The organism is Streptococcus parasanguinis (genome assembly GCF_016648855.1).
In the GTDB taxonomy this organism is placed as follows: Bacteria; Bacillota; Bacilli; order Lactobacillales; family Streptococcaceae; genus Streptococcus; species Streptococcus parasanguinis_L.
In genome coordinates, this window is record NZ_JACLQU010000004.1 from 86,389 (window position 1) to 97,923 (window position 11,535).

An 11,535-nucleotide genomic window follows, 5' to 3' on the forward strand; every position below is an offset into this window, starting at 1 on the left:
AATCACAAAGATTTTTACCTGCTAGCGCTCCTTTTAATTGGATTTATTAGTTGGAACTTTAAAGAAGTCTTTAGAAAGGTAACCTTTCCCACTAATCAAGTCGTATTCAACCATTTTCAAATCCTCTGCAATTTCTTGCGCTTCTCCTTCTAGGGCCTTTTTATCGACACTTGCTTTTTTCAGCACTTCCGTCAACAAAGCATAGTAAGGCGAAACTTTTGAATTGGTCTGTTCAAAGACCATAGCAGAGAAATCACTTGAATTGACCAAAGGATAATTCAATTTCGGTGCATCAAAATTACTCCAAATGAAGTAGTCTGTCTGATACTGACTCTCCGGATTATTCTTAAAGGCGGACTCAGGATAAAGTCCTGGCAAATGATCCCCATAAAATACCACTGTAATCTTCTTATCGATTTTAGAAAGACTTTCCAGGAAGGATTGGGTGGCGGTGTCAGTTTGTGAAAGTAAACGACTGTAGAAAGTCAGTTTTGAATTTTCTTCATCACTAAAACCTTTACCTTTGGCATCCAAGGTTTCTGGATTTGCTTCTAACCATGGAGTATGATTTTGCATGGTCATCACAGAAAAGAATTGTCCTGTTTTGTCGTTTAAATTATCCAAAACAATATTATAGGTGGATTCATCACTCGGACTAATTCCTTCATTTCTATATTTGATCCCTTTTGTATTGGTCGTAATAAAATCTTTGAAATCCAATCTCGAATACACAATATCCCGAGAATAATTTGATTTACCTGCCAAGTGAACAGCAATCTTATTCTGTTTTGAGTATGCATTACTGATAGACGGCACATCATGGATCTTAGGAAGAACTTCCGTATACAAGACAGATACAGTTTGTGATAAATTATAGAATGGTAAACCTGTCAGAGTCTGAAACTCCATATTTGCAGTTCCGCCACCATATCCATCCGATTGCATTTGCCCACTCGTGTGGGTCTTCATGATGTTCTCAATATTTGGAATCGGATTTTGCGTAAGCTCAACCCCCTCGACTTTTCTAGGATCGGAAAAACTCTCACTCAGAATATAAATGACCGTTTGATCGTTTAAGTAGTTACTTCTCTCCTCATTGATCTCATTCGACAAGTTGGTATATTTTTGAGCTATTTTCTCAAGACGTTCTTTGGAATAACCATCCGGTTTTGGAACAACCTCCGTCGTCAATTGATTCATCCAAACATAAGACAATCCTTTATAACGAGCATTGGTCGTATTCCCTAGCCAATTAATATCCTGGTAATTGTTCAGGGTACTTATAATTGGTACATTAGCCTTGATCTTCCCGTTTTCTTTATCACTGAATATCCCATTGACACTCTTAAAACATAAGAGCATCACTGCAATAGCTCCGATTTGTATTTTCCATGAAGAAATAATTCTTCCTTTAAAGAGGTACTTTTTCCCGACAATCAGTAGACAAACCAGGAAAGCCATCAATAAAAATATGTAAAACATTTGCGCTTTGTCCACAAAGCTCAAAAGCGTCATTGGTTTGGTCAACCAAGTTAAATCACTTGGTAAAACCGGCTCATTCCTCATGCCAAACTTGATGGAATTTGCAACTACAAAAGCAATGGAAACAATGGAAATGAGACAGGTAGCAATCCAATATTGATTGATACAAATGTAAACAAAGATAAGGATCGCTGTCAGAATGAGAATTTGAAATAAGATGGCATCTGGAATCGTGTAATGAACGCCTAAGAAGGGTTCTGTTCGACCTAAACTGAATTGGATAAAATAATTCAATACAATTGCAATAGTGGTACTAGAGAAGAACACTAAAGAGAAACTCGGTTTGTTCTTGACGAAATCTCGCTGCCCTTTTGTATACAAGAATCCAAGTAAGGAAATCAATGGAAAGAGAATGTATAAGAATTCATTTGTTAACCAAAATTGCTGAGCTGAGTATTTGCCAATTTCAAAGGCCTTATACAAAAAATTATCTGTCCTGTAAATCAGGGTCGAAAAATTTTTGTCTGTTACGATAAAGGTGATCAAGAGTTGCGACAAGACCAGATACTGATAGTTCTCGCCAATCTCTTCTCCTCCTTTTTTCCGACTTGGTAGCTTATCATAATGCTGTCGCAATAGAACCAAACCACCTGTAGAAGCAAACAGAAGGAAAATGACAAGGAAGGAATCCGTTCTAAAGAATGGATTCTGATCAAAATTCCAAACCTTGTATTTTGGATTATTCAAATAAATCGTGATTTCTGTCAAATAAGAAAGGGTATTGTAGACCAAATAACTGACAATCAGCTTTAAAGGAAACCATTTTTTAAAGTTGAACTGGGATAATATTGGAATTAATAGCAAGAAACTAATTCCAAATAGAATTCCTAAAAAATTGACATATTGTAGGACAGTCCCCGTTGCTTTATTATGTACTGCAAGATTATTCTGAGCTAGGTAAAAATTAAAAAAAGAAAATAGAACGAAAGTAACCCCATAATACCACTGAGTTCTTGAGACTTTCGATAATGCTGAGAGGATAAATTCTTTAACATTAAACTCTTTTTTCCGTTTCATTATTTCACTTTCTTTATCATTCTTTTTAGTATATATTTCACAGCTCTTGCTGGTCCAATCACAATATACTTCAAGGCCCCTTTAATCCCTCCTATTTGATTAAAGTCCACAAAGGTATGCGGTTGGAGATCCTCACGATTGTTCAATTGCTTATTATCGATAAACGGTGTCAGAACATGTGGGTTTTGAGAGATCCTAAAGTCATATTTTTGATCCCAAGCAATATAGATCAACAAGCGTTCAATCGCATGAAGGATTGAATTCTGTGGTAAAGGTTCAGCTGGAACATCTGCTGCTGTCAAATTCAAATCAAAGAGTGGTTTCAAAGCATCATATTTAAACCAAACAAAGGTTCCATAACTCATGACAAAGGTATTGAGATTCTTGAAATCAATCGACTTGGTCGCTCCCATCCGTTCCCATAGCTTGTTCATCTCTGGCGAAATGAGGGCTTCATTCCAGGCAACCACTATTCGATTGTAACGGAAGAAAGTTGGAATATCTGCGATGGTGATTCCGACTTTTGGATTGGCCTCCATGTTGGCAAGGATTTGATCCGCTGGCTTGACCAGCATCTCAATCAATTCTTTCCGCCAAGATTCACCTGCCCAAAAATCTGCTTCTTTTGATTTCTTGGTATGGAAATGACCGACATAATCATAGTGGGAGAGTTGCTCTTTTAAGAGTAGCATTGGCAACACATCCCGACCAATGTTTCCAGTCATCACAACCGTGGCATCTTGTGCTCGATGAGAAAGAATTTTCTCAACAGCCTGCTTCTTCTCTTCTGCATCTGTCGTGATCCATAAGTCATAAGCGAAATGAAAGGCTTGAAAAGCATCTAGAAATTCTTCCAAGAGGTCCACATAAAAGACATGAAGATGAACCCCAACTTTTTTACCAAACTCTCCAGCTAATTCCTGATTTTTCAAGTACTTACGAGACAAGAGATAAGGAAAGTCCGGACGATCAATCATAGACATGTGGTTAAGAATCAAATCCAATGGATAGTCCGATACACGCTCCAATTCATCAAAAATATAAGGCATGATTCCTTCATTGTTTGCAATGGTTTTGACTTTGATGAAAGGAACCTTATGATTGAGAATCGCTGTAGGGTTGTAGTATGAAAAGTCCGGATAGAGCATCCCTGTTGTGTCTTCATGGATGGTATCAAAAACAGTTTTATAGCGAAAACCAGCATCCAAAAAGTTCGTTGTGACCTTGGTCTCGTAGTTATCAATCACATCTTGAACATCTGTGAAGTCCTGAACACCCTGCCAAAATTCATGAAAGGCGCTCGATGTTAGCACCTTTTTTTTAAAGCTAAGATAATAACTTTGAATATGCTCGTTAAAATCCTTGTCTTTCCGGTAATTGGTCATTCCCCAGAAATCCACTTCATCATCATTTTCAAACTGCTGGTAGATTGGTTTTAGATCCCAAAGAGGTCCAAAGCAGGTATCATTCATGAGGGTAACAGAATCAAAGTGAGCCAGTTGATCAAAGCCGACTGTCTTCATTCCATCCCGCCAAGCCGCAAAGTCAAAACCACTATTTTGACGTTCGAGAATATCGTCCACCAACTGTTGCGAAGACAAATGGGCCTTCACATCTTCTGGTAGCTGACTATTGGAGATAAAGACCACCCGTGAATACAAGGGACGAATTTTTTCTAATTGGTAAAGTACATGTCCACTGATAAAGTTAAATTTATTAAAGTGGACATATAAAAGTAAACGTTGCATATTATTTCCTTATTCTTAAGAATTTCAAGATCTTTGTTGGAATGGTCCAACGGCGAGAATGGATGACGGAATTGTATTCATGAGATAATTTTTCATTTTTTTGAATCAATTCTTGTACGTTTTGAGATAATTCATCCAGTTTATTTATTGAAATTTCTAAATCTTTTTGAAGATGATTGATTAAGTTTCCCATTTCAAAAATCCGCCATTCTTGCTTTGCATCATGTTCGGCTTGTATTTTTGCAATGTCTAAAATATCCTGTTCAGGGTACTTATTTAGATACTCTAATTGTGTTTTTAATAAACCATCAATCCTATATTTCATTTTGACAGGATCTACTGGTCTTGAATCTGAATTACTTGACATTCTATACGCAACAGTTGCATCTTCAATAAATGTAAGTTCTGTCAGATGAAAGAATTCCAACTGCATTGGGAAACCATCATCTACAGAATCCGGTGCTATCATGTGATTTACTTTTTGCATTAATTCAGTTTCAATCATCCACGACGAAGGTAATGTCATACCTTTCGTGGCTAACATTTTACTATATGTATTTGCATATGCAATAGGACCATTTTTAAAAACATTTTCGTGGATAATCTTATTGTCTTCATCCACAATATTAAATTCTGTATTACACCACTTAGAGTTTTCATTTGATTCTAATAAATCAAATTGTTTTTGTAATTTTTTTGAATCAATCCAAAAATCGTCTGCGTCACATCTTGCAATATACTTCGCTGTTACCTGATCACAAATATCAATCCAAGTTCTAGTTAATCCTTTGTTCCGATCATTAAATACAAGAGAAATTTTATCTGGGTATCGATCCCTATAATCTAATAATATCTCTCTTGAATTATCTGTTGAGCAATCATCAACAACTAGAATATCATATGGAAAATCTGTTTCTTGGCACAAAAAACTATCTAGAGCCATTGAAATATATTGACTATAATTGTAACTCGTACAAACTATTGTTACCACTGAATCCTTCATAATAATCACCTATTCGATAATATCCCACTTCCCATTTCTCTGAATTAACCCAGAAGAAGAGTCCATAGCTGAAAAATCATCATTTGCTATATCCGTTCGATTCATTACAATTAGAGGTGCGTTAGCTTCTGTTGCAAAAGCTAACATTTCACGTGATTCTCCCAAAATAGTGACCTGTAATTTTAATTTTAAATTATTGATTGCATTTAAACTACATTTATATCGAAAAATCTTGTGTCCCTTTGATGTTGTTGGAAAATCATAAGTGTTGTCATTATAAATCCAAATATTTCTATCAATATCTGTCATAGAGAAAACTAAGTAAGTAACTATATCTTCTTCTAAATCATAAGAAACTTCAAATTCTACCATATCGTTCTGATGGATAACTTGATCCGAAATCATTTTGACTTTTAGATTTTTTACTACACTAATATGATTCTTACGATCGTCAGTTTTCTCAGGATGTTTACTTGTAGTCGCATTATCAACACTATACTGATTTGCTACATCTTCTGGGGCTCCCAATGCCTTCACCAAACCATTTTCAATCAAAACAGCCTTGTTACAATATTTCTTAACGGCTCCCATATCATGGGTAACTAGGATAGTGGTTTTCCCTGATTTCTTGCGTTCTTGGAAGTAATCGTTACACTTGCGCTGGAAGGCCTCATCTCCTACTGCTAGGACCTCGTCCAAAATCAAGATATCGCCTTGGGCCTTAATCGCAACCGAAAAGGCTAGACGAACCTGCATCCCCGATGAGTAGTTCTTGAGCTTTTGGTTCATGAATTCATGCAACTCGGCAAAGTCTACGATGTCATCATACATGGCATCAATTTCAGCTGTTGAGAAGCCCAGCATGGCCCCGTTCATGTAGACATTTTCACGACCTGTCAGTTCTGGGTTAAAGCCCACTCCAAGCTCAATAAAGGACACCAGTTTCCCATCAATAGTGACGGTACCTTTTTCCGGCACATAGATTTCAGAAATAATTTTTAAAAGGGTCGATTTCCCAGAACCATTTCTTCCGAGGATCCCGAAAAAGTCTCCTTTTTCTACTTCAAAAGAAATATCCTTTAGGACGTGTTGTTCTTTATAGCCTTTAATGCCTTTAAAGCGATTGACCAGGGCAGTTCGAAGACTATTGGTTGCTTCTGTTGGCAACTTAAAGTACTTGCTGACATGATCTACTTTTACTGCAATTTGTTTATCTGTCATTAGAGAATCTCCGCAAATTTCTTAGCATGTTTGTTAAAGTAAGCAAAGCCAGCGACAAAAATAAGAATTGGCAAGACATAAGGAATCAGAACCAAGAACTTATTTTCCACCAAAAGCCAGACAGGGGTATTGGCCTTATCGATCAAGAAGTAACGCATGTCTTGAATCATTTGAGCCAAAGGATTCATCATGACCAACTTAGCAGCCCATGGATTGCGGTCTGCGATAAAGGTAATCGGATAGATAATTGGCGTCGCATACAAGCCTGCTTGCAAGAGTACTTCCCAGACTTGTCCAAGATCGCGGAAACGAACAAAAAATGTCGCTAAGATCAATGCGCATCCTGTCGCCATCAAGAACAACTCAAAGAACAACGGAATCACCATCAAAGCTGTCCAAGAAAATGTCACTCCATTAAAGAATGAAAAAATCAAGACCACTACAAGGTTAATAACAAAATTGATGGCTGCTCCTGAAATCGCAGACAAAACAATGATATGTTTGGAGAAGTTCAACTTCCGCAACAGGTCGCCTCGACTAACGATCGACACCATCCCCATAGATGTGGCTTCTGAAAAGAAGCCCCAGATTACATTGGCCAACAAGAGGGCAACTGGGAAATGGGGAACATCTCCACCCAAACGTAAAAATCGGATGAAGACAATATACATGATCGTAAAGGTCATCAGGGGCTTTAAAATGGACCAAAGATAACCGATCGCTGATCCTTGGTAGCGTAATTTAAAGTCTGTTTTGATTAATTCTCGTAATAAAATTCGATTTTTCTGACTAAAAACGTCAAACATTATTTTTTACCTCGATATGCAAACTTTGTCAGAATCAAGCTGGTAAACACAACCGTATGAAAAGCTCGGTTCTTCCGGTAACCATACTGACGAATCCGTCTCAAACGTTCTTTTAGTGGAACATCCATAATGGTGACAAAGTTTTCAATGATTTCTTTAGTTTGGGAACTGACAGGCAGATCCAATAGATTTTTTGCTTGTTCTTGACTGGACTCAATGAGATTCCAATATTTAGCAAAAAGAATATGAGGGCGAACCCAATTTTTAACCCGTTTTCTAAGGGTACGAGCCCCCAGAACATTGCTACTGTGCTGACGGTACAATTCTGTTGGCCGATCGATATAGATGAGCTTCCCAAATGCAGTTGCCAACAAGGCCAAATACCAATCATGCATAAGAAGTGCATGTTTTTCTTGACCCGTCCATAAGTCAGCCAGCGCGTGGTTAATCATGGCTACCCCACCAGTTACCGTATTTTCCGTCAACTCTTGAATCAATTCTGTATTGGCATGATCAGACTGGGTGCGAATCATACTCTCATGCTGCACATTCAAATTTTCATCGACCACTTTTAAATCTGTGTAGATCAGCAAAGGCACTTCTTGAGGATGCTTCTCTGCTTCTGCTACTTGAAGGGCAATCTTTTCAGGAAGCCAGACATCATCTTGGTCACTGAAGCAATAAAGATCAGCTTTTTCATATTTCAGAAGGGCATGGAAGCTCTTGATAACACCAAGATTTTCGATAGCTCCTTGGTTGATAAAGCGAATGCGCTCATCCTGAGCTACTAGCTCTTGAATAATCTCTACCGTACCATCTCTTGACCCATCATCCCGAATCAAGAGTTGCCAGTCCTGATAGGTCTGGTCTTGGATACTTTTGACCTGCTCTTTTAGATACTGCTCACCATTGTAGGTGGACAACAAGATATTTACTTTCATGATAAGAATAATTCCTCGTACTCACCTACAATTTTTTCCCAGGTAAAGTTTTGTTTCATGTTGGCTTTGGCTAATTGACCCCATTCAGTTACATCTTTTAAAGAATCAACCTGGTTGATCAAATGCGCCAAATTCCCAGTTTCTTTAGTCCAATATTGGGCTGTGTCTTTTGCGACCGTTTGGTTAAAGGAAACGCCTAAAACCAAATTCAGATCCGTCTGAGCGAGAGCCTCTAGGAGACCTGGATTTGTTCCTCCCACTTCATGACCATGGATATAGGCAAAGGCTTCTTTACGGATATATTTCAAGAGGTCTTGATCATAGACCGTTCCTACAAACTTGAAGCGTGGATCCTGATCAAATCCAGTTCGAACTCGGAGCTCCTCAAAATAAGGATTGCCTTCATGATTACAAATGATCACCAAATCCCGCTTGGAGGAAGAGGCCATAAATTCACGAATGGCAGTCTCGTAATTATTTTCTGGAACAAAGCGACCCAAAATCAAGTAATAGTTTTTCTCCTGTGTCTGCCACTTCTGATAGAGTTCTCTGACCTTCCTGTCCTGATTGGTCAGACTGGTCGGAGATAAGTCCGTCCCATAGGCAATATAGGTCGTTTTAGACCACGGGTAGGCTTCCTTGATATAGGACTCGATACCAGGGTTGTCAGAAATCACCAAATCTGCGTGGCGCGTCATGATCTTTTCAGAATACTTGAGATAGGCTTGGATCGGCTTGGCCCACTTGGCCCGCTTCCACTCCAGTCCATCTGGGTTGATATAAAATCGTCCGCCTATCTTATGGATCTTGCGCGCAAAGGGCGCCACAAAGGCTCCGATTGTATTGCCCAATACGTAAAAAATCGACTGTTCAATTCCTTGTTTCTTAATAAGCTTCAAGGCGTAGTTGATGGCCATCATATCATAGGCGATGACACGCGCAGGCCCAAGCTTAGGGGCTTTAATGGTAAAACAATCCACACCCTTGTAGTCAAAATGTTGATAAGCTTGATCATTAGAAAGGCAGGCAACATGGTACTGGATATCTGGAGACACTTGATGCGAAACCAATTGGTCCACAAAAGTCTCAAAACCGCCATATTGAGCCGGAAGCCCACGACTTCCGATAATAAAAACATGTTGCATAGAGTTCCCTTTCAAATCATTCACAGTCTATTCAATTATACCATTTTCTAGGTTTTTTGCCTAATGCAAACAGAAAAGCGACCCTTGAGGGCCGCTTCTATTTGTTCTTATTTCACTTCTTGTTTGTAAAATTCTTTCAAAGCATCTTTCCAAGTTGGAATAACGAATCCTGTAGCCTTAGCCTTAGCCAAACTCATTGTTGAGTTAAGCGGGCGTTTCGCTTTAGCTGGGAATTGGCTGGAATCCACTGGCTTCACTTCAACATCCGTATCTTTGAGGATTTCAACTGCAAAGTCATACCAAGTTGTATCTTCTGCTGCATCATTTGACAAGTGGTAATAACCATACTCCTTACGGTTTTCAGCCAAATAAGTCATAAACTCTGCAAGAGTACGGGTCCAGGTTGGACGACCATGTTGGTCGTTGACGACTGTAAGTGTTTTGTGAGTCTTCGCAAGATTTTGCATGGTGAAGACAAAGTTCTTACCGTAGTTTCCAAAGACCCAAGCTGTACGGATAATATAGAAGTTAGACACATGCTTCTCAACCAATTCTTCCCCCATACGTTTGGTACGACCGTACTCTGTTTGAGGATCTGGTTGATCGTCTACTTCCCATTCTTGTCCCACTGGTTTTTTCCCATCAAAAACGTAGTCCGTTGAGATATAGACTAGGGTTGCGCCGTGCTTTTCAGACGCTTTTGCTACATTTTCCGTACCAGTCACGTTGATGGCATAGTCCAACTCTTTTCCTTCATCTTCTGCCGCATCCACAGCTGTGTAAGCAGCACAGTGATATACCAAGGTTGGTTTTACTTCCTCAAATACCTCGTCTACTTTCTCTGCATTTGTGATGTCCATTTCAGCTACATCAACAGCTACATATTCTTCATTTCGTTCATCTAACAAATGGCGAAGCTCCGTTCCAAGCTGCCCATTTGCTCCTGTAATTAAAATCATGTTACGTTCCTTTCGAATGCTTTTTCCTTATCATTATAGCAAAAAAAGCAGAAGTTTTCTGCTTTTAAACAACACACCTTTTCCTAGTTAACAGTGGTATGATATCACTTAACAAATTGCAAGAAATAATAAAAAGACTTATCATTACAGGAAGATGTGTCCTTGCTCCTGAAGCATAGATCGTTGGAGAAAATGAAACTAACATTCTTCCAACCATTCCAATAGTTAATAAATAAACATACCATATCCTCTTTTCTTTATCTACAACAAAATATAACGAAAGAAGAATAAAAATAAATATTAGTAAGTAGATAAATACTGCACTATAATTCTCAATATTATTAACAAACACCCCTGTCTTATTTGCATTCTTACTAATCAAAAATATTTTATAAAGGGATAAATTAAATTTTAACTTACTTGCAATCAAAAGTAAAATAACAAATATGCTCAATATAAACGATAATACTCTTTTAGTTAATAATGAAATAATCAAAATTAAGACTAAGAAAAATAAAATAAATAAATATGGTTTTGATATTGTTAATAAATTCTCGCCTGTTTCTAGAATACCCAATGAAATTTTTTGAATTATATTTAAATTTTTAAAATTTGGAAACCAATTTTGAGTCTCTTGCATTATTCGAATAGAATTGCCAGGGCTTAATTTAACAGATAAAATAGCCAAAATGCTAAAACTTAAATAAACTATATCAAACTTTTTTAAAGATTTATTTTTTAAATCTCTGACACATTCGAATAAAAGCCACAAAAAAGAATAAACAGCTAATTGCTCTTGCATAATTGAAAAGACAAAAAATATCATACTCTAAACTTTGACCAAAATGTATTTTGAGGTTCTATAATATAAAGAAAAAATTAGCAGAGAAGCCGGAAAAATATAATTCGTATAGGTAGGAATAGCACCTGCGCTAACAAATAGTGTCCTAGGAAAAAACAAAAATAGCAACACACCTGGTAACAAAGGAAAGTTAGGACAAAGTTTTCGACTACATATCAATAAAAAAAGTGTTGCCAAAAATGCTGAAAATATAAATATTAATTCATGTAAAGAAAAATACATGGTAGCAGATTCAATTAGCAATCTACTACTCCAAGTCATATATCGAAAGATTGCGAAATATAGATAATT

The 11,535-nt window shown here is 37.5% G+C and carries 9 protein-coding genes; all 9 read right to left on the bottom strand.

Annotation, left to right across the window (positions count from 1 at the left end; genetic code table 11):
• Nucleotides 1–33: 33 nt before the first annotated feature.
• The 9 genes from H7T92_RS04095 to H7T92_RS10410 all read right to left on the bottom strand — a co-directional run bounded on the left by H7T92_RS04095 (nucleotide 34) and on the right by H7T92_RS10410 (nucleotide 11,208).
• Complete coding sequence (locus tag H7T92_RS04095; protein ID WP_201037152.1) at nucleotides 34–2,559, bottom strand: LTA synthase family protein; 2,526 nt, start codon at nucleotides 2,557–2,559, stop codon at nucleotides 34–36.
• Entirely contained in the window at nucleotides 2,559–4,307 is a 1,749-nt protein-coding gene (locus tag H7T92_RS04100) for a rhamnan synthesis F family protein (RefSeq protein ID WP_201037153.1), read from the bottom strand. Before H7T92_RS04100 ends, H7T92_RS04095 begins: the two co-directional genes overlap by 1 nt.
• A 1-nt stretch (nucleotide 4,308) precedes the next feature.
• Nucleotides 4,309–5,310, bottom strand: a complete 1,002-nt coding sequence (locus H7T92_RS04105) for a glycosyltransferase (RefSeq protein WP_070589262.1) — start codon at nucleotides 5,308–5,310, stop codon at nucleotides 4,309–4,311.
• Nucleotides 5,311–5,319: 9 nt separating this feature from the next.
• Nucleotides 5,320–6,531 carry an ABC transporter ATP-binding protein gene (locus tag H7T92_RS04110; protein WP_070589264.1) on the bottom strand — a complete coding sequence of 404 codons (1,212 nt, stop codon included), beginning with the start codon at nucleotides 6,529–6,531 and terminating at the stop codon, nucleotides 5,320–5,322.
• Complete coding sequence (locus H7T92_RS04115) at nucleotides 6,531–7,337, bottom strand: ABC transporter permease (RefSeq protein WP_201037154.1); 807 nt, start codon at nucleotides 7,335–7,337, stop codon at nucleotides 6,531–6,533. Before H7T92_RS04115 ends, H7T92_RS04110 begins: the two co-directional genes overlap by 1 nt.
• A complete protein-coding gene (locus tag H7T92_RS04120; RefSeq protein ID WP_201037155.1) occupies nucleotides 7,337–8,278 on the bottom strand; it encodes a glycosyltransferase family 2 protein in 942 nt (313 codons plus the stop codon). The genes H7T92_RS04115 and H7T92_RS04120 overlap by 1 nt, the downstream gene beginning before the upstream one ends.
• Nucleotides 8,275–9,423, bottom strand: a complete 1,149-nt coding sequence (cps2T, locus tag H7T92_RS04125) for a beta 1-4 rhamnosyltransferase Cps2T (protein ID WP_201037156.1) — start codon at nucleotides 9,421–9,423, stop codon at nucleotides 8,275–8,277. Before cps2T ends, H7T92_RS04120 begins: the two co-directional genes overlap by 4 nt.
• A 107-nt stretch (nucleotides 9,424–9,530) precedes the next feature.
• Nucleotides 9,531–10,382 carry a dTDP-4-dehydrorhamnose reductase gene (gene rfbD, locus H7T92_RS04130; protein WP_070589272.1) on the bottom strand — a complete coding sequence of 284 codons (852 nt, stop codon included), beginning with the start codon at nucleotides 10,380–10,382 and terminating at the stop codon, nucleotides 9,531–9,533.
• A 64-nt stretch (nucleotides 10,383–10,446) separates the two neighbouring features.
• A complete protein-coding gene (locus tag H7T92_RS10410; RefSeq protein ID WP_260314272.1) occupies nucleotides 10,447–11,208 on the bottom strand; it encodes a hypothetical protein in 762 nt (253 codons plus the stop codon).
• Nucleotides 11,209–11,535: the final 327 nt, after the last annotated feature.

Bases quoted from the DNA above. Each gene is read 5' to 3' on its own strand.
- H7T92_RS04120 (WP_201037155.1), bottom strand. From the start codon at position 8,278: ATGAAAGTAAATATCTTGTTGTCCACCTACAATGGTGAGCAGTATCTA.
- cps2T (WP_201037156.1), bottom strand. From the start codon at position 9,423: ATGCAACATGTTTTTATTATCGGAAGTCGTGGGCTTCCGGCTCAATAT.
- H7T92_RS04110 (WP_070589264.1), bottom strand. From the start codon at position 6,531: ATGACAGATAAACAAATTGCAGTAAAAGTAGATCATGTCAGCAAGTAC.
- H7T92_RS04095 (WP_201037152.1), bottom strand. From the start codon at position 2,559: ATGAAACGGAAAAAAGAGTTTAATGTTAAAGAATTTATCCTCTCAGCA.
- H7T92_RS04100 (WP_201037153.1), bottom strand. From the start codon at position 4,307: ATGCAACGTTTACTTTTATATGTCCACTTTAATAAATTTAACTTTATC.
- rfbD (WP_070589272.1), bottom strand. From the start codon at position 10,382: ATGATTTTAATTACAGGAGCAAATGGGCAGCTTGGAACGGAGCTTCGC.
- H7T92_RS04105 (WP_070589262.1), bottom strand. From the start codon at position 5,310: ATGAAGGATTCAGTGGTAACAATAGTTTGTACGAGTTACAATTATAGT.
- H7T92_RS10410 (WP_260314272.1), bottom strand. From the start codon at position 11,208: ATGATATTTTTTGTCTTTTCAATTATGCAAGAGCAATTAGCTGTTTAT.
- H7T92_RS04115 (WP_201037154.1), bottom strand. From the start codon at position 7,337: ATGTTTGACGTTTTTAGTCAGAAAAATCGAATTTTATTACGAGAATTA.